Origin of the sequence: Chryseobacterium sp. KCF3-3 (assembly GCF_045865955.1) — a bacterium.
Lineage (GTDB): Bacteria > Bacteroidota > Bacteroidia > Flavobacteriales > Weeksellaceae > Chryseobacterium.
Map to the genome: position 1 here is coordinate 1607810 of NZ_AP035792.1, position 22039 is coordinate 1629848.

Genomic DNA, 22039 nt, shown 5'->3' on the forward strand with positions numbered 1-22039 from the left:
TATTGGATAAATTATTATTTGTTGTAATTTCCGGGTATAATGGCTTTTGGGAATTAATGATTTACCACAATAGGCTCTGGCTAGCTATATACCGTGATAAATAATAATTTCGGATACTGTATTTCTGGTCGTTAATTCCTAACAGAAAACAAATCCTGGATTTACTGATCTGCTCGAAGCCGAGTTGGATTTGTATGCTCCCATATTGGATTTTTAGAAAATTTTTGTTATTATATTTTACGATTCTGCATGTAATTCCTTTATCCAGAAGTTCGAGGTATAAAGCAACCAGATCAAAGTTTTCTAAGGAATGAAAAAAATGGAGTTTGGGAATATTCTGCTTATTTTGGATATAATTCCTATGCAAATAGGATGTAATAAATTGATTGCTTTTTATTCCTGAAATAATAATTCGAGAATTTCTAAAATACCCTTCTTTCTTAACCTGAAAAAATAGTATTGCTTCCTGAATATACCGGAAGCAATACATATTGTAAATCAGCATATCCCCGAAAGGATTGATGATCTTATAAAAATCCTCTGTTTCTATACTTGTAAAATCACGATAAACGATACACCATGAGTTTTCATTACTTCCGGAAAAATACAGATTGCCGCCCTCACTGATCTTCCCCTCGAATAATTGAAGGGTCTCTAAATCCAGCTGCATTGCTATAAACTTAATATTATCTTCCTCTGGAAAAAGAGGTTGATTTTCGGCTATCTTCTTCATTTCTCCTTTTCTCTTCTTTCTTCTGATTGGCATCTTCAAACAGGTCAGGATCACCTACCTTTAACCTTACGGTATCATCATTCTTTTCCTGATTCTGAGTTTCAGAAACCTTGCCCTGAACATTAGAAATTTCCTTTCCAACAATATTCAAATCAGCAATAATTTGCTTATTATCAGGATACTGCTCTGCTTTGGATTGAAGAAAGCTTTTAAGCTTTTGAAGTTCCGTAAGGTATTTTTTGCTCTCGTGCTGCTTACGGTTTTCTTCCTGCATTTTTGCCAGTTTCTGGATACCTTTAATGATCAGGAATGTAATTCCTCCGTCCAGAGCAAGGGAAGTAATGAGCAACACTTTTACCGAAGCAGAAAGGTTCTTTTCATTATCTGCTTTAGGACTGAGCTGGATTGTGGTTTCATCATCTAGTTTTACCTCTTTTCCCTTACGCAGCAGCTGAAGCTGTTTTTCCGATAGCGTATGTCCGTTTACCGTTTGCAGCTCATATTTGGTGGTATCAATATCTTTGATGGTTTTGTCTTTTGTGTCTAATTCAAAAAGCCTGGATTGGAACTCTTTATTTTTTTCATCAAAATGGCGAATGATAAAAAGATTGTCGTATCTGGTAATCTCCTTTATTTCTCCCTCTATATTGGCATGCAGGGTAGCTTTCTCGATTCCGGTCTGGGTAATCTGGACACGATCTCCGATCTTAAAGTTTTTGAGACTCTCTTCCAGTTTATTACCAAAAAACCTCGTTTTTCCCCTTTCGTTTTCAACTTCCACAAAGAGGGTAATCTCATTTTCGGGGTTATTATTGAAATGGCTCTTCCCGATATGGGTTATGGTGCCATAATCAGCCATTACTTTATAAAGGTTGGCATTCTTAGAAGAAACCTCCATTAATTCCGCGGAGGACAAATCTTTATGACTGACCCAGTCTTTATTATAAGCATTAACACTGAGCTTATCTTCAGCTATTTTAAAGGTCAGCCGGTTTTGATCATTCTCGGCAATAAGGACCCCGCCTTTCAGGAAGTTGTAGACTTCCTGCTGCGAGAGTTTTTTAGAGAACTGGTTGTCTTCAGTCATGATTCCGAATCTCTTTAAATCGTCGGTGAGAAATGTTGTGTTATTTTCCATTGTTATAGTCTGCTAAAGCGTTATTGGTTTGTATTAAATCATTTAAAAATTGAATGGGATTGATATATCTCCCGTTTTCCTTGACAGCAAAATGCAAATGCGGTGCGGTGCTTTTTCCGGTATTACCACTCAGTGCAATAATATCCCCGGCATAGATGATATCACCTTCAGAAAAAAATGTCCTGGAAAGGTGCATATAGACAGTCTCAAAATCACCGTGCCGGATTTTAATATATTTTCCTGCGCCACCACTGTAGCCGGCATCGGATACAGTACCATCCAAAACAGCAAATACATAGTCACTATTTGCACGCAGGTCAATACCCGCATGAAACTTTTCTGTTTTATCGACCGGATGAAAGCGGTTCCCATAATTTGAGGTGATAATCATTCTCTGTAAAGGCATAAACACGACCTGCTCCTCTTTAAAATCATAGTTGTCGGCAGTAATCAGGTCCAGCTTTTTATACCGCAGTCTTTTCTCTGCTATTTCTTTATGATTTCTTAAAGGCAGATCCTCTTCCGGATCATCGGCTTCCGGTGATAACCCTTTAGAAAAATCTGCCGATTGAACTTTAGATTCTTTTAAGGGCTCTTTTGTCTCTATAGGTTCTGAATTCTTCCTTTTTTCTGCTTCTTTTGCTTCCTTTCTTTTTTTTATTGTTTTCCCTTCAATGTGGTAGGATAGAAAATGTCCGCTGAAACGATTCTCAGAAAGCGGGGCAACCGCAATGCTGTTAAGTTTGCCTCTGTAGGAAACCGTATTGAACTGTGAATAGAATTTTGAGAAAAGAAATAAAGGAATGAGGATTATTATTTTTTTCATTTACTTTTTTAGGTATTAATAAAATTGTATCACGCACTGCGCGAGAATTCCCCGATAATAAGTTCAACTTCCTTGTTAATACGCAGAAAATTGGACATCAGGATTTTATTTTTGTTGTCGTTTCCGGATTCATCTGTAAAACTGTAATACACCGGAAGGTCAACATAATTCTGCTCTTCGGTTTTGATAGCTTCCATATCAAGGTTAATCTTCCCATGAATAGCCGAAGTTGTATATTCCTGTGTTTCATTCTGCACGTCTTTGGCTACAATCCCAACCATTTCCCCGGATCGAAGCCCGGCGATTTTTCCGGCAGGAATAAGGTTATCCATTTTCTCCTGTATGGAAATTGTAGTCTGATTGTTATTGATCGACATCGACTGTGATTTTTGCTTCACCTTTCCGAATACTTTTTCGAGCCAGTCGAGTGTGCTTTTATCCCTTGCACTTCCACTCAGGATATTTCCGATAATAGCGGTAATGGTATCAGCAACCTCTTTCTTATAAAACTGCTTAAACTGCGGGATCTCCTGCAATCCTAATAAAACAGCTACTTTATTGCTCCGGGCTGTGGCAATCAGGTTGTCGATTTTATGGATGTAAATGGTCGGAAGCTCATCAGCAATAATTCCGCTGGGAAGGTTCCCTTTGGAATTGATCTGTTTGAGTAACCTATTCAAAACTGTGGAATAAAGCGCCGAGTTAATATCCTGGGTATTGGGGTCGGATGCCAGCACTATAATAGTGGGATTTTTATGATCTGAAATTTTTAAATTCACTTCATCTCCGGAGAATACCCAGAAACTTTCTTTGGTTGCAAGTCTCGATAAAAAAATCTTCAGTGTACCGATTTGCCCTTCCAACTGATCAAAAGCTTTATTGTCATAGGCTGACTTAAAGGTTGACAGCAGTGAATGCAGTTCTATATTGGTAAATAGCGTATTGAATATTTCCTCATAACTGCGGTTCATAAAAGCCAGCAGATGAGGAAGGGTAGAAAATTTTCCATTCTCGTATTTTGCCAGGAATGCAATGCAGGAAGAGAGAAAATTAATTGCCGATTGTGTAAAAAACTGATCGCTTCCGCCCCCTGAACTGCCTCCTTTTTGTAGCGAAGACACCATCGCTTCCGCCATTTCCTGTGCTTCTGCCAAAGTAGTAAGGTATTCTTTTTTTAAGGGATTCACACGCCGGGATTTTTCAACTTCATTGAGGTTAATCACCGCAAAATCATAGTTATACTCCTTTTCATGCTGTTTTTTCAATCGGTAATGGTAATAGGCAATCTTACCCAAGTCAGGGTATTTATAGTCATAAATACAAAGACAGAAACCTTTCTGAATCAATTGCCGGATGGCCGGGGCTATAATTCCAAAGGATTTTCCACTTCCGGGAACTCCGATTACGATTGTGCCTTTAAAAGGATTGATGTTGATCCAGCCTTTGTTCATCCGTTTGTTATAATAGAACAGGTACGGAATGTTGATCGAATAATTAGTATTAATCAGCTCTTTATTCTGGTTAAAGCTCTCTTCCTCAATGTTCCAGCGGTCTTTACCCAGCTTATGTTTCATAATCTTGCCGATATTATCCGCTCCCAATAAGGTAATCAGCACTCCTAAAAATGAGAGAAGCAGATATCCCGCCTGATAGAGATTGAAATGCGGAGCAAGAAGAATAGCCTCTTTATTAAAGGTGTCATCAATAAACATCAGTGATCCAAACATCATCAGTAACCCGCAAATAATGGGAAGCATAATAGATTGGTTAATATTGATATTTTGATTCTTCTTCGGTTTTGTTCCGATGGCAATCAGGATAATCAGTACAATTTCTGCAAACTTCGCATGGAGTGGCGGGAATAGAAAAGGCATTTTGGCAAACGACTTTAATAGTTTTGGAAGAATCGGAATTTCGGTTCCACCAAAAAACAAAATGATACATTCTATCAATACCAGCATATACACCGCTTTCTGAAAGAAGCCGTAAATCTTCTGTTGTTCTTTACTTTCCTGCATAATATGGTCTTTGGTTAAGAATATAAAAAGCAGACAGCCCGGAATTTCCGGGGCTGCACTGTTTGGTTAATATGGCAATATGGGTTAGAATGTATCTGCCTGTAAAATATCTGAGTATTTTACTTCCAGGTTGATCGTCCGTCCACTAATCTGGTTTTCAATCAGCCGGATGTTCAATACCTTATTATTAGGATAAGTGAATTTTTTGAACACAAAAATATTCCGATAAGATTTTTTGAATCTCTTTACATTATACAATCTAAATATCGGTTCTACCTCTATGGACTGTACATTGGTTGCTTTATAAATTTTCTTGTCATCTATGGAAAATTTCAGCTTTTCAATGTCATAAACGAGATTGGTACTGTTCTTAAAGCTAACATCCAGAAAGACATAATCACCGAAAGTATAGACGCTATTTAATTGTGATATCAGCCCTAAATCCTTATTCTTCCTGAGTAATTTATTTTCCTTTTTTTCAATCAGCTGCATTGAATATTTTCTCAGCTCGGCATTAGACATCTGAAATTCCGGATATTCCAAAGGCTGCATATCCTCTGGCAGAATCTCTCTATTGGTTATAATATGTGAGGAATTATCTTCCATAAAAACCAATTTGTACTGCGCCATGAAGGATTGTCCTACAATGGTAACAATACCTAATTCCTGATGATCGTAGTAAGTAATTGGGATATCAACTGTCTTTTTCAGGCTGTCATTCACAAAATGTTTTTCTTCTTCATTTTGCTGAATTTTAATCCTGACCACATTTTCGGCAGGAAGGTCGCCAATGAGACGGTTGGTACTTAAATCTACAAACTGTATGGGTTCGGGGCTTCGGAAATGCAGGTTAACATTCCGGGTAATATTAATCTCGGGAAGGTTATTTTTATACACCTTGGAAAGCACCTGGCTTTGTCCAAAGGCGGATATGGATATAAGTGTTATGGTAAGTATTAATAATAATTTTTTCATGGGTTAAGGGTGGTGTTGGTTTTATAAATGCTCTTTTTCTTATTTTCCAGTTCTTTGCTATCAATCAGGTAGACAAAAGAATTGTACTTAATCTTTGCTTTGTTCTTCCGGATCACATCAGCAATGGTCTTGGAAGTGGATTGGTATACCGAGGTTAGTGTGGTTGTGAAAAAATCTGCACCTCCTGTGGATAGGTTTTGCCCCTGTACGATATTTTCACCCATAGAACGTGTCATTTCCCGGAATGCTGAACCGGGTACATATAAGCCTTCCATTCCGTCAATATCATAGATATTAAGGTTAATGGGAAGGATTTCGTTCTGGTGCATAACCGACACGATATGCAGGTTCACCCGTTGAAGTGAAAACCCGCTGATCAGGGCATACAAAGGAGTCCCTTTCGATATTTTGGCATTACCGACATAGACATCTTCCAGAAGACGAATCCTTATCCTGCTTCCGAGAAAACCCTTGATGTTTTCATCAATCACAGCTTTTATAAAAGAACTTTCCTTTTGTTTGTAAATGGAATTGAAATCGGCACTTTTGGACGCTTTGGTTACCTTCAGGGTAGAATTCAAAAAGAAATCTTTTTCCTTTTCATTTTTCTTCATTTTTTCCAATGCCTTGGCCTGATCTTTCAGTTCGGGATTGTTGGCTTTTTCAATGCTGTCCATGAGCATCATTTGCTCACGCATAAGCGCCATTTGTTCTTTTTTCCAATCCGCAGCTTCATTTTTCTGTTCTCCGGAATTTGTAGTATTGTATTCCTGGCTGTCACCGTTAAGCATTTTGAGCATTTTCATACTTCTATCATACTGCTCGTCTTCACGCTGCCTGCTTTGCCTGCCGTCCTTTGCGTTGTAATAGGATTGCTGTCTTGCCTGCCGGGAAAGACTGTTCAACCTTTCTTTCTCCCTGGCATAGTTTAAGCTGTCGATATGTCTCTTCTGATGGTCAGAAAGGTTATCATCAAAAGTTTCAAGATTTTCCTGTTCGTTTCCAAAACCGTCAATCATTGTTCTGCCATCCGTCCGCTTGTCGAAAAAATCGGCATAAGCATCGGCTTTACCTTTGATCTCCGAGCGTTCTCCTACATTTCCGAAGTCCGTTGATATATCCTTGCTTTCGGCAAGCTTATTCTTATCCTGCCCTGAACTGGCTGCGAACTGGGTATAAAAATACCCTATCATCAAAACAAATGGCAGAGCAATGAGCGGAAGGATGTACTTGGGTTGTTTTACGTTAAGTTTCTTCATTGCTTATTCTTTATTTGGTATTTATCAAGCAGGTATCTTATCCTTATGCTGTCCGAAGCACTTAGGACTTTTTTTCTGCGGTAATATTCGAGTTCTTTGAGAGCTTCACTCATATCTAGTATGTTCTCTGCTTCCTTGACGGTTTTACCGAAAGAATTCGTTGCATCCGTCAGGATATTTTGCCTTTTCATCTTTTCATATTCCGGGACTGACACCTTATATACATAAATAAGGTTCCCAATGGTAAAAAGGACGGAAAAGAAAATAAGCCCGAACATGATATAAAATGTTTTTTTGGGCTGCTTTTCTGCAAAATGCTCCGCTCTTTTCCAGAGCGTGATTTTCTCGTTACTGATTATTTTTTGCTGCTGTTCCATTATCTGAATTTTTCTTTAACGGATAGATCCGAGTTATCTAAGGTTTTCCATTTTTCAATCAGCACACCGTGGGGATTGTTCGGGGAACGTGGAATATCCTTTACAAATCCTTCCGTAATCAGCTTCCTTACAATAAGCTGTGTTTTCCGGTTAATCGTCTGTGTACCGTAATAGACAAACTTTAAATTTTGTTCATCAAGCTTTATACTGTCAGCTTTTACGGTCATTACGCTGTTAGAGGAAATGATCTGATTATAGAATCCTTTCTCTTTTAGGTTCATATACTCTTTCATTCCACTGTCATCAATGAGATACAGTGCCCTTTTGGTCTGTTCCCTGATGTAATCATCATCGGCAGACAGGGTGAAAAACAGTGAATGAAAAAGATCGATCTGTGCTTTATACTCCACAGGGCGGTTCATGAGCAGATCAGTCTGCTTTACTAAAACCGGAACACCGTTATCCAGTACATAGATAGATTTTCTGGCATCCCGGATCTGTAGATAGGAAAACACAAACCCTGCAATAACCACAATCACTGATAACACGAGGCAGCCTATAGTGGCCACCCGGTTTATTTTTATTTTTTGTTCAATATTTTTTACGAGTCCCATAATTATATTTTCATTAACGATGCGCCTTTGGTGGCAACTGCCATTCCGGCGCGTTTCATCTTAGACATTGCTCCTGTATTGCTGCCCCCTGATGGTATGATATAGTTGGCGAGTGTCGGGACACATAAAATGCCTACGGCCGTAATCAAAAAACACACGATTACGAGTCCGAAGGACATAATGCCACTGCTTGAATAGGTGAGCAGCAGATCCATATTTTTAATACTTCCGTCATTATTGATGATCTGGTCGTAGCGTTCAATCTCTGCTTCAAAAGCAAAAAGCTGGAGCAATGTCCCAATCTTCAAAATGATGAATGCTACAAATCCGTATAGGTTGACATTGATAAACCTTGCGACCCACTGCGAGAGGAAGTTGGAAAACGCCGGAAATACTGATAAGCCGACTGGAATTGGGCCGACAATGATCAGAATGGTGGAAAATATCAATTGAATGAAGAATATGCCATATACACATATTCGCAGTATCCATAGGCCAATGAGCTCTAAAGCACTGGAAATAGCTAGCTGAAAACTAATCTGTAAACGGAGATAAAGTTCATAAACAGGGCTCATCAGGCTGGTAAGACCGTCTCCCATCATATCCAATCCTTGTTCAATTAAAGACTGATCTCCGGCCTCCTGCTGTTGTATTTCTGCCTGCGCTTTTGCCTGCTCTTCAACAATGCGGTCTACCACCTGCTGCTGTTTCTTAAACCGCACCCATCGTAAAGAGTTGAGTTCCTGCTGGCTTTCCACAAAACTTTCCTCTGATACATCCTGCAATTTCAGTAAGGGTGCTCTGAGCAGTCCCACAAAAGACACCCAGTTCATAATCACAAGACCGATGGCAAAAGGTTTAAGCATCGGTACGATTTCCCATTCCCGGTCTCCGCTGATCATCTGCCAGCCGATATTTCCGAGATAAAGTAAAGCCCCGACACCGGCTACAGCCTGTCCGAACAGGATAAACTGTCCATACTCCGCTGTCATAAAGCTATCGTACAAAGGCAGGAACTTTTCGGTAAACCATCCTTCCAGAACGCCTTCACCCTGTAAAAAGTCCATGGCCTTCTGATAGTACTCATCACTATGGGTGTCCTGTGAAAAGACAAGGCAGGGGATAAAGAGAAGCATTAACAGGGTAATGCTTTTTAGTATCATTTTTTGTTTCATAAAATTATTTGTTATTTAGTATAAGTGCCCGGTGAGCACATCCATGAATATTTCAGCATCACGCCGTTCTTTGGTAATCTTTGCGGGATTCTTGGTTTTGTAGCTTTCCAGCCTGGCTTCAGCTTTCAGTCTGTTTTCAGCCTGAGCGTTCAAATAAGCAAGGTATTTCCTCATCTTTCTCCACTCGATCAGGCAGTCATGATACGCAAGGATACGTTTGCCTCTGGGCATATCAACCGTTTTAGCAATTTTATATTTGTCCTGCATCACATCAATCTTTCGTCTGCATTCCCCGATAATCCCAAAATTGTTGAAGCGCTCCCATGCTTTATAAGAGGTAAACCCCCATTGATACGGAACCGGAGAATTGGTATCAAAATTGTCCAGACTTTTGAGCATATCTTTATAATACAGCAAGTACAGGGGATCTGCTGATGAAGTAGCACTTGTATAGTGATAAAACTCTTTAAGGTTCTCTTCATAGGTGTTTTTTGCTTCCTCCTGAATGTCTTCTGTTTTATCCTGCTGCACAAGGGTTGTGGCATACCGCTGGTTTTGAAGCCCCCACGGACCTAATGGACGGATATCGCTGCCACCTTTGTAATCGCGGTTGCGGCTTGGTGCTAGCCACCCCCAAACCATAGCATAGGCATAATTGGTCTGAATTCCCAAAAAATATTTCGGTTTGGGCTGCCAGTCGCCCCACTCGTAGAATACCTGCCGCTTTTCCTGCCCTACGATATGCTTGTCTTTTATCCTCTTAATGCTTTGCCCTTTCCATTCAGTAAAGGGAAGCAATAGGATGATAAGGGTCAGAATTAGAATATTTTTCATAGCCTAAAATATTTACCACCCGTTAAGGTTAAATTGATAATTGTTAATGATATTTTGAATCATAGCTCTGTCCTGGATATACCAGCTGTTCAGTACACCGATGTGCCGGAAATAGGGTTTCTTTTCAGCATTCCGTAGGTAATTGATAATATGCACCGTCCACCCGTTCATGATTTTGATCTCGTGTTGTATCTTGGAAAGAATCTTCTGCCGGTCATAGCTGTCCATGAGGTAATCGTTTTCCTCATTCATCACACAGCTGCTGATATTCTCATATGAATTCATAGCATGGAGATACAGCTTAGAATAATAATTGGTAATCAAAACTGTATACTGAGGCTTTTGACCGGACAATTCCAGCATTTTTTGCATGTTTCCCACCAGTTTTGAAAAATCATAGTAGATGGCTTCAAGCTGCTTTCCCTGCTTTAGGGCAGAGTTCACATTTCGAAGCTGGTTGTAGATATGGTTTTTAATTACCACAACCTGTGTGGCTTTTTCTTTTATGTCGTCATAGGCTTTCCGCTGCTTTTCATAAGAATTCTGATACAGCTTTTCGGAGACGACACGTGCTGCCTGGTTAGCCGTCACCTGTGCCTGCAATTCCAGGTTATAATAGAGCTGATAATAATACTGGGCACTCCCTTTGATGAAAAATAAAGGGAGGATTATAATTAATAATTTTCTCATTTTAATAAAGATTTGCGTTGTTGATAATGTCCTGAATGATTTTCTTATCCCGATTGATCCAGTTTTGCAGGAGATTGTTCCGCAGTTTCATTTTCCGTTTGGCATTAACAATTTTTTGCAAAGTGGAATAGGATTGCTGGCGAAGCCCTTTAATTTCCGATTGGGCGTAGTCCAGCAGTATTTTGCGTTCCGCTTTTTCCATTTCGTTGATGGTTCCGTAGGACAGGACAATGCCAGCCATCAGCCTGATATCCATTTGAAGGCTATTGATGAACTCATATTGCCCGCTTAATGCCAGTGGAATCCAAAGAGGGGCATCTGCCAGCTCATCATAAATTTTGGATTGTATCTCGTAAATCTTATCAATTTCCTTTACAATGCTGACAGAAGCAGGAATAGTCTGAACGGCAAAGGATAGGTTGTTAAGCCTGCCTCTTATATTTTCTGTGACCTCCCGGTATTTGTTCCACTCTTCCTTATTGGCTGATTCCAGCGCTAAGTTGGTCAGCTGCTTATTTCTCATCTCTTTTTGCTTTTCATTTTCCTGCATCGTTTTCTGAATCTCAGAATTGATCAGGTAATAGCAGATGTAATTGCCTCCGGTAAACTGTCCCCGTAATGATGAAGAATATATAATTACCAGGAGAAACAAAAAATGTCTTAAAAACGATTTCATAATCCTAAAGTTCCTGCGTTATTTAAAATCTGCTTAAAGATCTGCCTGTCAGTGTTCACATACGTCTGAAACGGATTAATGGATTTCCAGAAGCCTTTTTTCTTGGCTCTTTTGATCGCCCACCGCACATTGACCAGATATACATTCATCAGGCGGGTGTTGTTCTCAATATTAAACAGCAGCCGTCTCCGGTCTCCGGAAGTAGCCAGGTTCAGCTCACCGCTGGTCAGAAGGTCAGCGACATCGGTATAAATGTCGGTAGCTTTATTCGTGACCAGCTGAACAGACTTGTAGGCAAAAACACTGTATTCCGGTGCATCCTGAACTTCGTCATAGATTCCGTTGACATTGGTAATGAGTTTGCTTAGGTTGTTGTAAATATTCTGAACCTGGATTCCGTTCTTTAAGGTTCCGTTAACTTCTTTAAGCCCTTTATAGACCTTATTCTGAAGATCATTGGCAAGTACCATCTGCGTGGAGACAAAAGCCTGGGCCTGCTGAAGCTTGTTCATTTCGTCCACTGTCTTCTCCTGCTCATTTTTGATCTGGCTGGCATATAATGCCATTGCAGGAGCGGTCAGCACGTCGATATACGGAGTCTGCGCTTTAAGGAAACTCACGATAAAGACAAATAGAAGTACATTATATTTTTTCATAAGTTGTTGGTTGGTTTTTAATAAACTCCCGTAAAGTCATATCACGGTCAAGGAGTTCCCTTTTCATTGTTTTAAAAAAATCTTTTCCTTTATGCCGATGCTTAAAAGATTGATAATAACTGATAAGAGACTTATCAATAGGTCTTTGGTACAGGTTAACCAGCTCCACGAGGTTAGGGAGACTGTCTCCCAAGCTTTCTATATCCAGAACAAAATGCTCCAATGCCTGCTGATAATTTCCAAAAGCACCAACATAGTATTCAAGAGCAGATTTTTCCGGTTTTTCCGTTGTATAGGTCAAATATTGGTGCAGGGAGACCTCGTTACCATAGACTTCACCTTTGCTGCCCCGTTTAAGATAGAACTCCTTGAAACGGCTTCTGCCGCTTTTGTTATTCAGATTGTTGATCGTAAAAATCTTGCTTTGTTCCACATCATTAAGAGAAAGTAAGGCTGCGATGCGATCAAAATTGTCAATAAATTTGGTCTGATCCAGCAGTATAAACGTATCGGAATTGTTGATAATACTGTCTTTGACTACCGCATTTCCAATGATGTCATCCAGTTCCTGGGTAACCACAATGGCTTCACCCCAGAATTTTCTTACGGTTTTATACAAATAGAGGATATAGCCCCCCATCAGCTTACTGGCAATGGCTTTCCATGCTTCTTCCAGTATAATGGCTTTACGGCGGTCTTTTCTAAGACGCATTTTCTGGATAAAGGTATCCATGATAATCAGCGTCACAATAGGGAAAAGTTTGGGGTTATCCTTTACATTGTCAATCTCATAGACAATGAAAGGTTCTTCAAATAAGGAATTATCCGTACTTTCATTGAGGGCCGTGCCGTATCTTCCGCCTTTGTAAAAGTCTGCCAGGACATAAAGGAAAGTTCGTAGGTTAAACTCGCCTTCCGCAATCCTGTACTTTTTGTTGGACAGGTAGATCGGCAGGAATTTTTCGGCATACTCATAAAAGCTGTTGAACGAAAGCTCCGGAATATGAAGTTTTTCTTCCAGCTCAGCCACTTTTTTAATGAGTGCCCTTCTGAAAGCCTGTTCCCATTCCGAGGTATTGATTTGTGGTCTTCGTATAACTTCTCTTTTTGAGAGAATAAGCCGGGTTTCATCATATGCCCTTCGCTTTTCTTCATGGGACAGCGTTTCGTAGGCTTCGTAGATTCTGTTAAACAGGGCATCGTCATAATTTTCATGACCCCGGTTTTTATCCGGATGATACTGGATGGCCAGTTTTCTGAAAGCTTTCTTGATCTCATCTTTTTCCGCTGTCATGGGAATACCGAGAATATCATAATAGCTCTCGTTTTCGCTGAACTGATTTTCGAAATCCGCATATAATTCTTCTTCGTAAATGTTGTATTTGTTTAGGTACAGGATGAGCTCACGGGATGTTTTGTGGGCATACCAATTGGTTCCTCCATTGAAATACTGATGGTAATAAGACAGCAGAAGATTATCCAGGATGGATTTCTGGGTGGTAGTCATCGACCCCTCAGGGCCTTGCCAGATCAGGAAGATTAAATTTCCTAAAAATTCTATCTTTTCAATATTGAATTCCGCCTTATCCATCACAAATGGGTTCATTGTGATAGGCTTTTCTTCTGTATACTGGATGTATTTCCCGTTTTTGTATTTGGCGGTTCCGCTGTAACTGTCTCCAACATCTACAATCACCACATCATAATTATAGGTGAGGTATTGCTCGATAATGCTGTTCATCAGGAAAGACTTTCCGCTGCCTGAAGGACCTAGAACAAATTTGTTCCGATTGTTAATCCTTCCGGTCTGCATTGGCAGATCGGAAGTGTCTATTTTAAGCGGGACACCCTGCCTGTCGGTAAACCGAAGATAAAAGCCGGAATGCTCATCTATGGGGTAGCTTTCTTTAAAAAAAAAACACAACGAGGCTTCGCTCGTAGTGGTAAACAGATCATAATCTTTCAGCTCGTTGGCATTGCCGGGCATTGAAGCCCGGAACAGCTCCAACTGATTATAGCTGCTTTTACTGGTAATGACCCCTTTCTGAAAGAGCTGGTTTTCAATCATAGACTGCGTTTTCTCCATATCCTCCCGCGATTCGCAGCCGACGACCATACTATAATGCGCATCTACAATCAACTGTCCGTCTTTGGCAATACTATCTAGCAGTACTCCGATTTCTTCTGCACAAATACGGTTCAAAGGCTCATTCTGAAATCCTTCATGACGGTTTTTCTTATTGGATAAAAATTTGACTCTTTCTACTTGGTCGGGAATAACAATAATCTGATTATAGATGATCGTGTTATACTGTTCCAGATCATTCAGAAAAGAAAAATTGTCAACCGCCGTATTTTTTGTCGCTCCGTTTCCTCCCAGGGTGGTATAGGGATACATTTCATTGGGAAGCTCAATATTTTCAACATCAACCAAGGAAATGGCTTTTACAAAAGATCTTCCTATTTGGAGGTTGTCGTCCAGCGAACGGATATTATCAAGGGCTTTGGTTGTTTTTCCAAAATTCATGGAAAGAATGGAAGAAATATAATATTCAAAGTCCTTTTCAAAGAAAAACCGGGGCTCAAAGCCATTATCCTTCAGCAGCATAAAAACTTTTTCTGCTTTATCACGCAGCTGCTTGTATTTTTTTTCAGAATATTTATACAGGCTTTTCTTTTTACTTTGGTCGATCCGGTGGGTAAACACCAAAATACTGTCGATGGTTTTAAAAATCCTGCCCTCAAAATGATCTGAATATTTCTGCTGTAAATATTCTTCATGAGGTTCAGCTTTGTAAACCTTCTTATCGAAAATGTCGAGTTTCTGTACAATATGCCCTTCGCCGATGATACTGATAATATTCAGTAAGACAGAATGATATTTAAGATAAAGTTCCCGGTCAGCAGAATATTGAGTAACAATATTTTTAACCTGAATAGCAACAATGGGATTACCGTATTCGCCAATCAGGACATCATAACGGACATCCTGCTCTGCACCATAGTCATAACCGATAAAAGGAAGGCTAAAGGTTTTCTTTTTCATTTTCGTCAATTTTTATATTGGGTTCGTACTTCTGTTTCAGCTTAATTCTGGCAGGAATGATATGAATCTCATGGTGGTTCGCTGTTTTATTATACAACCCCTTGGATTTCTGAAGCCTAAAGACATTCCATATCAACCCGCCGCCGATAGCAAAAGCGAGCGCGATTCCTATAAAGAAGCCGATGACTTTGCTTAAGATAATCCCCAGTATCATTGTTCCTGCAAACGATCCCCCTGCATAATAGATGTATTTTCCTTTCAGTCCCTTAAATACAAGAGGCTTCTTAAGCCCCTTGTATAGAAAAAAGCTCCTTTCCATTTTTTAAATGCCAAAGAATGCCTGGATAACGGTTGGAACGAGCAAAAGGAAAATACAGGCGCCACCCCAGCCAATGAGTTCTTTGTTGACATCGTTATCACCATTATTCCATTTATTATAAATTCGCACACCGCCGACAATTCCGACTACGGCACCAATCATCTGAACCAGGTTCGATACTGGCTCTACATATTCTTCAATATCCGACGTGGCAGAAGAAATAGCACCTGCACCTCCTGACTGTGCCAATACGAGGTTAGAAACCAGTAGTATGGCAACTGCAAAAAATTCCTTAATGATGTTAAGTTTATTGAATGGTTGTTTAATATATTTTTTCATTTTGATATTTAAATTTTTGTTGAACAGTATTGAATTGTGCTTTCAAAAGCTGTTGGATTTTTGATAAAAAAAATTCCAAAGCATACGGTATTACTGCATACTTTGGAATCGAAACAGGTGACGGCTCAGCCGTACCACTTCTATTTAACTGTTAAAAAACTAAACTTGATTTATAAAAATTCTGCCCATTTTCATTGCTAACAACAATATGGCGGGAAGCTTTTTCAAAGAAATTCCGGAACACCTCATCCGATATAGTGGACGGAAGGATTTCGGTTTCTTTGGATTGTACATCCTGCTCTTTAATGTTAAGGCTCGAACTTATTCTCGAAAGAAAAGACAATTTTTGCTCATTCTTTTCTTCAATGGCAGGTTCAGCCTCCGTATTATAATTGTCAATCGCCTTTTCTTCTTCATAGCGGGCCTGTATCAAACCCGATTCGTTGTCATCGTCAGAAAATAATTCTTCTTCATCTGAAAAGGTATAAGAGCCTGGCATATTGAGATCTTCTGTTTCCTGTTCACTGACATGAGTAATATCAGCAGGAATTTCATCCCTAATGCTCCCAAGGCTTATAACCTCGCCTTCATTTTCATTTCTGAGGACCACAGGTGTTTTTATAAATAAGTCATACACTATATTTCCGGCATAGTACAACAGGTACAGTATGCCGATAACTATAAAGACTTTTCCCATTAAAATTCTTATTGTTTTAAAATGTTGATGATGGTATCATAATCCTTTGACTTCAAGGTAAAATGCACTGCAAAGCTGATGAACCTGCTTACCGAAATTCCATCAGCTCGCAGGCTGACGAGTTCCCGGTATTGGGTATCCTGAATCCTGATCATTCTGCTGGTTTTATCTCTTTCCTTATAGGTTTGGACAAATTCAGTAATTACTGATAATAATTCATCGTCAGGAGCAGGGAATTTTGATTCCGTAATTTTTGCTGTAGCTTTTTTTCCTGAAGCTTTGGATCTTCTGCTGGCGGTATGTACTTTTTCGGTTTTCCCATCTATAGGCAGTTTTAGATTCTTAGCCAGCTCTTCTTTATCTTCCTCTGTGGCATAGCGGTCTAAAATTCCCATATATGATAGATTAATTCATCGAATGTTTCTTTTACTGCCAGCTTTTGCTCATAGGTGAGCTCCTTGGTATTAATACTGAGCAGGCATTTCCGGGTAAATACCCAGCTGCCGATTACTTTCCCAATCGTTTCAAATTCAGCGTCCATTACAGGTTTGAGTTCATAGCTGTCATCTTTCCGCATATTGCTTCTGATAAAATATAATTTTGCATTAACTTTAATCAGTCTGAGCAGGTTGAGGAAAAGAACGGTAGACATCATGGTTACATTGGAATACCCAAAAGGAATAATGATAACGTCACTGTATTGCAATACCTGGGTATAATTATTTTGGATATTACCTGCCGTATCAAACAGAAAGACTTCTTCACTCGTTTTGAGCTGATGTAAAACTTTTTCGTTTTGGGTAAGGTGAATATTATCTTCAGAAATTTTTTCCACTTCATATAAATAGCCCCCCTTTATTTCTTTGTCTTCTGACCACCTTCTGTAAAATGAACGCTGAAAATCAAAATCGATTACATTGACCTTTTTGTCGGTAAACATGGAAAGATAATTGGCAAATGCAATGGCAAGAGTGGTTTTGCCCACACCGCCTTTTTGATTTGCAAAAGTGATAATCATCTCTTTTTTTTCTTTTTTCTGCGATTATTTTCATGTTCTTCGTTTGCCGGCTGTGAGGGTCCCGCAATATCAAATAGGGAAGAACGCCGAAGCATTTCCCTGAAATCTGATGAAACCGGAACCTGTACGCCGCTTACAATAGGATGTGATTCAAAATTCTGAGGGGAAAGCAGCCTTGATAAATAAAGATTTTGATAATTTTCCGAGACCAATTCTTTTAACATAAAAATGGCATTGTCGTTACCGTTAATAACATACAATTCATTTGAAAAATTAAGGATCTTAATCTTATCTTCCGGGCTGCTCACTTTTCCAAAATTCCGGATATGATCCATTGTTGAATTTCGTGTTTCTTTCCAGATATTATAAGCTGTCTTTTTTGAATTTTTCAAAAACACCATATAATCCCGGATCTCGCATTTGTACTCGTCTTCCAAATGCTTCTTGTAAGCTTCCTTCGTTTCGATTGTTATATTTGAATTGGTCAGAATTTCAAAGAGCTTTTTATCCAATACTCCGGAGGTCATCTTGAAAAGGTCTCCCATTTTCATGATTTCACTTCCTTTATAAATTGCTTTTGCTTTGTGGTCGATGATGGTATAGCCGAACGGCTGTTTATCATCCTTGAATGAAAGAACAACGTCAATACCGAATTTCTTCTTCAGCTGGTATTGAAGTTCCGATTGGTAGGAGATGTATTTTCCTTTTTCATCTGCAACTTTAAAGACAGAATTTGAAAATACCTCTTTGTATTTTTTGAATATCGCAAATATCTGTTTTTTTCTGCTATCTTCAATATTCTTTTCTGAAAATTTTAAATCTCCGGTATTAATTGACATTAAATGCAAACCGTTGCAAAGGATATGAATAGTATTTTCTTTTTCATACACTGAGTAACCGGAATTTTCCAGCAGTTTTTGTAACTGGCTGGAATTACTATATGAATACCCTAAAAGTTGATCCAGCTTCTTATGGACATCTGTTCCATACAGCTCTTTTAATACTTCCTGAAGGGCAGTCTGGCTTTTATACTTTTCAAAATCCCTTTCTATTCGTTTTCCGGAATGCTTATCAACCCTGGAACTAACGATGTGGACGTGATTATTGGAAGTGTCATTATGAAAAACTACAATGTATGGCTGTTCTCCATACCCCATCTTTTCCATAAATTTTTCAGCGGTTAGTGCCAGCTGCTCTTTTGAATATAATCTCCCTTTTGCAGAGATCGTACCATGAAATTGGGGATTTTGAACACGTTTGTTGTTATTGGAGATTGCTTTGAAATAATTTTTAACTTCCTGCCTGCTTGAAGCGGAATTAAGGTAAGCAGGAAAATTTTTCATCAAAAGAAGCTCCCCTTTTCCCTTATCAATCTTCTTATCATTATAAGCAACCCCATTAAAATCTTTGGAACTCTTATTTAAAATTTTGACGATCATTTGGAAAGTTCTGTATAAATTTTTTTGATGATTCGATTTTGCTCGGTTTTAATGCTATTGAGCTCCTGAAGCTTAGAATTGTATTCTTTCAATAGCTCTTTCGGTATCGATTTTTCGGTATTGACATACCGCGCAATCTGATTGATATTGTTCTCTATCTTGGCAAAAACATTTCCCTGCTTTTCAATAAAAAACATGATTTCTTTACGGTCGTTTTCAAGCATTTTGCCTTCGACCATATTGACAATAAAATCTGAAAGGTAAATATTACATTTCTGACAATAAGCCAGCCATTTTTCTTTAATTGGCTGGTCCAAGCGCAGGGTAATCCTGGCATTTTTACTGCGAGTGGGAGATTGTTCTTTTTTCATTTGTCTCTTCTTTAGGTTAATGACCTGTTATAAAACTAATCAGGTAAATCATTTCAGTAAGATTGGCAAACGAGAAAGTTCTTCCCCTAATTTAAAAAGGGGTTTAAATTAAAAAAAAATCAGTATTTTGCTTTAGCTCAATAAAATATGTCGCTATTTGCAAAAGATTGCAAAACAGCCGGGTGAGCCTGATCAGCAATTCATTAAAACTTATAACATATGAAGAAAACATATTTTATATTAATATTAACTGTTGCAACCACATATTTGTCTGGTCAAACAAATAAGTCAGAGAAAGTCTTTCAACTTTTTCCAACCCAAAATATGTGGACCTTTCTAAAGTTAAACACCCGTAATGGCCAAATTTGGCAGGTTCAATATAGTATGAAGGATACAAATCGTTTCGAAATAAAGCTCAACTCAAATTCTTTAACTACCGCTGAAGGTGAAATGGATGGTAGATTTAATCTTTATCCTACTCAAAATTTTAACAGTTTTCTTTTGCTTGACCAAACTGATGGTAGAGTTTGGCAAGTCCAATGGTCGACAAAGCCAGAGGAAATGAGTATGGTTCCAATTAATAAAATTGAATGAAACCTTTGGATATTAAATTTTTTTTAGATGATATACCAAAAATAAAATTAAACTAATCATACGTTTTTATTAGAAAGTAAATCTAAAAATTGCTTTGAAAACTCACCCGGTTTAATAAAAAATGGGGTTTCTCTGGCAGAAATAGGTCTCAATAGTCTTTGCAAATAATCAGTAAAATGTTTAGGATTATTGTAACTTTTTTTTGGCAGTTCATTAAGTTGTTTTGTGTGGGCTATTAGTAAATCTTTTAAAATTTTAAAATTGTCTTTAATATTATGATTCCACAAAATTAAAGTATCAATATCCATTAAAGTTAATGGGTGAATTTTAAACTTTTCATTACATTTTATATTTCTTAGATTCAGTTCTTCAATGAACCAATTATTCAATTTATAGTTAATTCCCATTGATTCAAAAACTCTGTCATGTACAAGCAGTATAGGGAAAATTTCAATTTTATGATTGTATTTAATTGTATTATCAAATTTGAAATTTTGGTTGTAAATAAACTCAATTGAATTTACTAATTGTTTAATACCAACTCTTTTTATTTTTCTCTTTTTTTTACTTTGCAAAAATTTTTCTTTTAAAAAATTTTCGATTGTTTCTATATCGTTTGCCGACTTAATTGATTTACTAATTAAAACATCTTTATTTTCAAATATTAATAGGGTATTATTATAATTTAAGTAGTAATCAGGATCATTTTTTTCTTCATTTTCGTATTCAATTTTTTTAGTGTAAAATTTTTTGCTAAAAATATCATCTAACAAGTTTTTCATTAGAAAATTCTCTGAAAATTCTTTATTATAGTAACTAAAGAAGTCATCAATTTTAATTTTATTTTCTCTAAAAATTTCTTGTAATCGAAATTTGGCACTTCGATAAAATAAGTCTACAGCAAAATAGAAATTTACAATGGAAAATCTATTTTCATCAATGAAATAAAGTGGTTTCTTTTTTAATTCTGTAAAATCTTCATCCTCGATAATTTTTGTGGCTGCTATATTTTTCACTAAATCAAAACAAGAAAGATTTTGACTTGTAAATAGGTATTGATTATTAAGCTTAGCAATAAAAAGGGTTGCGAATAAATATTTCATATTGTATATAAAATCCTTTTCATTAGTCAATCCATATGATTTTATAAATTCGGCTTTTATTAATTCAAAATTTTTGATTGAAAGAAATTTTAATAAGCTTTCAACCTTGTAAATTGTTGCATAAATTAATTTTACAAATTCATTTTTATCATCTTCAAACATTGAAATTTCACTTAATTGAAATCCTTGCAGAACAATAAAGTTTATGAAAGATTCTTTGTTTTGGTTTGTTTGGAAATCATGATTATACTCGGTAAATCTTGAATTTAATACCAGGAAAGCTTTGAACAGATTTAGTTCAGAGTTTGAGCCTTTATCTCCATCCACGCTGAATTTCTCTATGTTTGACAAGATAAGTTCTGAAAGTTTAAGATAAGAATGTGGTGAAATTATTTCGATATCCTTATCTGAACCACGTTTAAAAATTTCTATCCTTTTAGCAATATCTTTCGCTATTTCTTTATCAGAAAAAAAATTATTATAGGTTGGTAATGGATAGGTATTGCAAAAACCAATGCTTTTAAGTAATAATTCCTTTGGTATTTTAAGAAGATAGAATAAAGGATTTTCCTTATTCTCTTCAGGAAAAATTTCTTCGAAGTGGGGAACGATTTTAAAGTTCATTAATGTTCTTAAGCTTTTATTTAAAATTCAAAAATACAAATTATTCTCGGCTATGATTATTGTAATACTGATAAGAATGGAAAGCAACAAAAGTTCAAATGAATTCTTTGGAATTTTTTTAATTTCTTGGAGAATTGAATCTTCTTAACAGAATTCTCATTGAGAATTTTAGGAAAGAAATCCTTATCCTACTTGAAAAAAAAATCCGAGAAAAAATTCAAATATTTTTTTTTGGAGAATTTTTCAATTTCTTGGAGAATTGAATATCATAACAGAATTCCCAATGAAAATTTTCAGGAAAGAAACCCTTATCCTTATTGAAAAAAATTCTGAGAAAAAATTCAAATATTTTTTTTGGAGAATTTTTCAATTTCTTGGAGAATTGAATCTTACAAGCAGAATTCTCAATGAGAATTTTAGGAAAGAAATCCTCATTCTATTTGAAAAATAATTCTGAGAAAAATTCAAATATTTTTTGGAGAATTTTTCAATTTCTTGGAGAATTGAATATCATAACA

The 22039-nt window shown here is 37.4% G+C and carries 23 protein-coding genes; 1 reads left to right on the plus strand and 22 read right to left on the minus strand.

The window, feature by feature from the left end:
* Positions 1-61: 61 nt before the first annotated feature.
* From ACKTTZ_RS07165 to mobC, 21 genes are all read right to left on the minus strand, one after another.
* Positions 62-733, minus strand: coding sequence for a hypothetical protein (locus ACKTTZ_RS07165; protein WP_407848075.1), 672 nt, complete (start codon positions 731-733; stop codon positions 62-64).
* Positions 687-1871 carry a hypothetical protein gene (locus tag ACKTTZ_RS07170; protein WP_407848077.1) on the minus strand — a complete coding sequence of 395 codons (1185 nt, stop codon included), beginning with the start codon at positions 1869-1871 and terminating at the stop codon, positions 687-689. Before ACKTTZ_RS07170 ends, ACKTTZ_RS07165 begins: the two co-directional genes overlap by 47 nt.
* A complete protein-coding gene (locus tag ACKTTZ_RS07175) occupies positions 1861-2697 on the minus strand; it encodes a M23 family metallopeptidase (RefSeq protein WP_407848079.1) in 837 nt (278 codons plus the stop codon). The genes ACKTTZ_RS07170 and ACKTTZ_RS07175 overlap by 11 nt, the downstream gene beginning before the upstream one ends.
* Positions 2698-2726: 29 nt before the next feature.
* On the minus strand, positions 2727-4715 hold the full coding sequence (locus ACKTTZ_RS07180) for a type IV secretion system DNA-binding domain-containing protein (RefSeq protein ID WP_407848081.1): 1989 nt from the start codon (positions 4713-4715) through the stop codon (positions 2727-2729).
* A gap of 84 nt (positions 4716-4799) precedes the next feature.
* Positions 4800-5690 carry a DUF4138 domain-containing protein gene (locus ACKTTZ_RS07185; RefSeq protein WP_407848083.1) on the minus strand — a complete coding sequence of 297 codons (891 nt, stop codon included), beginning with the start codon at positions 5688-5690 and terminating at the stop codon, positions 4800-4802.
* Positions 5687-6949, minus strand: a complete 1263-nt coding sequence (gene traM / locus ACKTTZ_RS07190) for a conjugative transposon protein TraM (protein WP_407848085.1) — start codon at positions 6947-6949, stop codon at positions 5687-5689. Before traM ends, ACKTTZ_RS07185 begins: the two co-directional genes overlap by 4 nt.
* Entirely contained in the window at positions 6946-7326 is a 381-nt protein-coding gene (locus ACKTTZ_RS07195; protein WP_407848087.1) for a hypothetical protein, read from the minus strand. Before ACKTTZ_RS07195 ends, traM begins: the two co-directional genes overlap by 4 nt.
* Complete coding sequence (gene traK / locus ACKTTZ_RS07200; protein ID WP_407848089.1) at positions 7326-7940, minus strand: conjugative transposon protein TraK; 615 nt, start codon at positions 7938-7940, stop codon at positions 7326-7328. The genes ACKTTZ_RS07195 and traK overlap by 1 nt, the downstream gene beginning before the upstream one ends.
* Before the next feature lie 2 nt (positions 7941-7942).
* A complete protein-coding gene (locus ACKTTZ_RS07205; protein ID WP_407848091.1) occupies positions 7943-9115 on the minus strand; it encodes a hypothetical protein in 1173 nt (390 codons plus the stop codon).
* A gap of 15 nt (positions 9116-9130) precedes the next feature.
* Positions 9131-9949 (minus strand): hypothetical protein, encoded by an 819-nt coding sequence (locus ACKTTZ_RS07210; protein ID WP_407848093.1) that lies wholly within the window; start codon positions 9947-9949, stop codon positions 9131-9133.
* 12 nt (positions 9950-9961) lie between these two features.
* Positions 9962-10639 carry a hypothetical protein gene (locus ACKTTZ_RS07215; RefSeq protein WP_407848095.1) on the minus strand — a complete coding sequence of 226 codons (678 nt, stop codon included), beginning with the start codon at positions 10637-10639 and terminating at the stop codon, positions 9962-9964.
* A 1-nt stretch (position 10640) separates the two neighbouring features.
* Complete coding sequence (locus ACKTTZ_RS07220; RefSeq protein WP_407848097.1) at positions 10641-11315, minus strand: hypothetical protein; 675 nt, start codon at positions 11313-11315, stop codon at positions 10641-10643.
* On the minus strand, positions 11312-11971 hold the full coding sequence (locus ACKTTZ_RS07225; RefSeq protein WP_407848099.1) for a hypothetical protein: 660 nt from the start codon (positions 11969-11971) through the stop codon (positions 11312-11314). Before ACKTTZ_RS07225 ends, ACKTTZ_RS07220 begins: the two co-directional genes overlap by 4 nt.
* Positions 11958-15017 (minus strand): TraG family conjugative transposon ATPase, encoded by a 3060-nt coding sequence (locus tag ACKTTZ_RS07230; protein ID WP_407848101.1) that lies wholly within the window; start codon positions 15015-15017, stop codon positions 11958-11960. The genes ACKTTZ_RS07225 and ACKTTZ_RS07230 overlap by 14 nt, the downstream gene beginning before the upstream one ends.
* Positions 14998-15336, minus strand: coding sequence for a DUF4133 domain-containing protein (locus ACKTTZ_RS07235; RefSeq protein ID WP_184190015.1), 339 nt, complete (start codon positions 15334-15336; stop codon positions 14998-15000). The genes ACKTTZ_RS07230 and ACKTTZ_RS07235 overlap by 20 nt, the downstream gene beginning before the upstream one ends.
* 3 nt (positions 15337-15339) lie before the next feature.
* Positions 15340-15675 carry a DUF4134 domain-containing protein gene (locus tag ACKTTZ_RS07240; protein WP_184190017.1) on the minus strand — a complete coding sequence of 112 codons (336 nt, stop codon included), beginning with the start codon at positions 15673-15675 and terminating at the stop codon, positions 15340-15342.
* A 151-nt stretch (positions 15676-15826) separates the two neighbouring features.
* Positions 15827-16372: a hypothetical protein gene (locus ACKTTZ_RS07245; protein WP_407848104.1), complete on the minus strand. Its 546-nt coding sequence runs from the start codon at positions 16370-16372 to the stop codon at positions 15827-15829.
* Between the two features lie 8 nt (positions 16373-16380).
* A complete protein-coding gene (locus ACKTTZ_RS07250; RefSeq protein ID WP_407848106.1) occupies positions 16381-16767 on the minus strand; it encodes a hypothetical protein in 387 nt (128 codons plus the stop codon).
* Positions 16755-17390, minus strand: a complete 636-nt coding sequence (locus ACKTTZ_RS07255) for a ParA family protein (protein WP_407848108.1) — start codon at positions 17388-17390, stop codon at positions 16755-16757. Before ACKTTZ_RS07255 ends, ACKTTZ_RS07250 begins: the two co-directional genes overlap by 13 nt.
* A complete protein-coding gene (locus ACKTTZ_RS07260) occupies positions 17387-18829 on the minus strand; it encodes a relaxase/mobilization nuclease domain-containing protein (RefSeq protein ID WP_407848110.1) in 1443 nt (480 codons plus the stop codon). The genes ACKTTZ_RS07255 and ACKTTZ_RS07260 overlap by 4 nt, the downstream gene beginning before the upstream one ends.
* A complete protein-coding gene (mobC, locus tag ACKTTZ_RS07265) occupies positions 18826-19200 on the minus strand; it encodes a plasmid mobilization relaxosome protein MobC (RefSeq protein WP_407848112.1) in 375 nt (124 codons plus the stop codon). Before mobC ends, ACKTTZ_RS07260 begins: the two co-directional genes overlap by 4 nt.
* Before the next feature lie 219 nt (positions 19201-19419).
* On the opposite strand from mobC, the gene ACKTTZ_RS07270 reads away from it, so the two are divergent.
* Complete coding sequence (locus ACKTTZ_RS07270) at positions 19420-19794, plus strand: hypothetical protein (RefSeq protein ID WP_407848114.1); 375 nt, start codon at positions 19420-19422, stop codon at positions 19792-19794.
* Between the two features lie 56 nt (positions 19795-19850).
* On the opposite strand, the gene ACKTTZ_RS07275 is transcribed toward ACKTTZ_RS07270, so the two are convergent.
* Entirely contained in the window at positions 19851-21521 is a 1671-nt protein-coding gene (locus tag ACKTTZ_RS07275) for a hypothetical protein (protein WP_407848116.1), read from the minus strand.
* Between the last annotated feature and the right edge of the window lie 518 nt (positions 21522-22039).

Bases quoted from the DNA above. Each gene is read 5' to 3' on its own strand.
- ACKTTZ_RS07205 (WP_407848091.1), bottom strand. From the start codon at position 9,115: ATGAAACAAAAAATGATACTAAAAAGCATTACCCTGTTAATGCTTCTC.
- traK (WP_407848089.1), bottom strand. From the start codon at position 7,940: ATGGGACTCGTAAAAAATATTGAACAAAAAATAAAAATAAACCGGGTG.
- ACKTTZ_RS07195 (WP_407848087.1), bottom strand. From the start codon at position 7,326: ATGGAACAGCAGCAAAAAATAATCAGTAACGAGAAAATCACGCTCTGG.
- mobC (WP_407848112.1), bottom strand. From the start codon at position 19,200: ATGAAAAAAGAACAATCTCCCACTCGCAGTAAAAATGCCAGGATTACC.
- ACKTTZ_RS07180 (WP_407848081.1), bottom strand. From the start codon at position 4,715: ATGCAGGAAAGTAAAGAACAACAGAAGATTTACGGCTTCTTTCAGAAA.
- ACKTTZ_RS07245 (WP_407848104.1), bottom strand. From the start codon at position 16,372: ATGGGAAAAGTCTTTATAGTTATCGGCATACTGTACCTGTTGTACTAT.
- ACKTTZ_RS07260 (WP_407848110.1), bottom strand. From the start codon at position 18,829: ATGATCGTCAAAATTTTAAATAAGAGTTCCAAAGATTTTAATGGGGTT.
- ACKTTZ_RS07235 (WP_184190015.1), bottom strand. From the start codon at position 15,336: ATGGAAAGGAGCTTTTTTCTATACAAGGGGCTTAAGAAGCCTCTTGTA.
- ACKTTZ_RS07225 (WP_407848099.1), bottom strand. From the start codon at position 11,971: ATGAAAAAATATAATGTACTTCTATTTGTCTTTATCGTGAGTTTCCTT.
- ACKTTZ_RS07270 (WP_407848114.1), top strand. From the start codon at position 19,420: ATGAAGAAAACATATTTTATATTAATATTAACTGTTGCAACCACATAT.
- ACKTTZ_RS07240 (WP_184190017.1), bottom strand. From the start codon at position 15,675: ATGAAAAAATATATTAAACAACCATTCAATAAACTTAACATCATTAAG.
- ACKTTZ_RS07250 (WP_407848106.1), bottom strand. From the start codon at position 16,767: ATGGGAATTTTAGACCGCTATGCCACAGAGGAAGATAAAGAAGAGCTG.
- ACKTTZ_RS07215 (WP_407848095.1), bottom strand. From the start codon at position 10,639: ATGAGAAAATTATTAATTATAATCCTCCCTTTATTTTTCATCAAAGGG.
- ACKTTZ_RS07255 (WP_407848108.1), bottom strand. From the start codon at position 17,390: ATGATTATCACTTTTGCAAATCAAAAAGGCGGTGTGGGCAAAACCACT.
- ACKTTZ_RS07220 (WP_407848097.1), bottom strand. From the start codon at position 11,315: ATGAAATCGTTTTTAAGACATTTTTTGTTTCTCCTGGTAATTATATAT.
- ACKTTZ_RS07230 (WP_407848101.1), bottom strand. From the start codon at position 15,017: ATGAAAAAGAAAACCTTTAGCCTTCCTTTTATCGGTTATGACTATGGT.
- traM (WP_407848085.1), bottom strand. From the start codon at position 6,949: ATGAAGAAACTTAACGTAAAACAACCCAAGTACATCCTTCCGCTCATT.
- ACKTTZ_RS07185 (WP_407848083.1), bottom strand. From the start codon at position 5,690: ATGAAAAAATTATTATTAATACTTACCATAACACTTATATCCATATCC.
- ACKTTZ_RS07170 (WP_407848077.1), bottom strand. From the start codon at position 1,871: ATGGAAAATAACACAACATTTCTCACCGACGATTTAAAGAGATTCGGA.
- ACKTTZ_RS07210 (WP_407848093.1), bottom strand. From the start codon at position 9,949: ATGAAAAATATTCTAATTCTGACCCTTATCATCCTATTGCTTCCCTTT.
- ACKTTZ_RS07165 (WP_407848075.1), bottom strand. From the start codon at position 733: ATGAAGAAGATAGCCGAAAATCAACCTCTTTTTCCAGAGGAAGATAAT.
- ACKTTZ_RS07275 (WP_407848116.1), bottom strand. From the start codon at position 21,521: ATGAACTTTAAAATCGTTCCCCACTTCGAAGAAATTTTTCCTGAAGAG.
- ACKTTZ_RS07175 (WP_407848079.1), bottom strand. From the start codon at position 2,697: ATGAAAAAAATAATAATCCTCATTCCTTTATTTCTTTTCTCAAAATTC.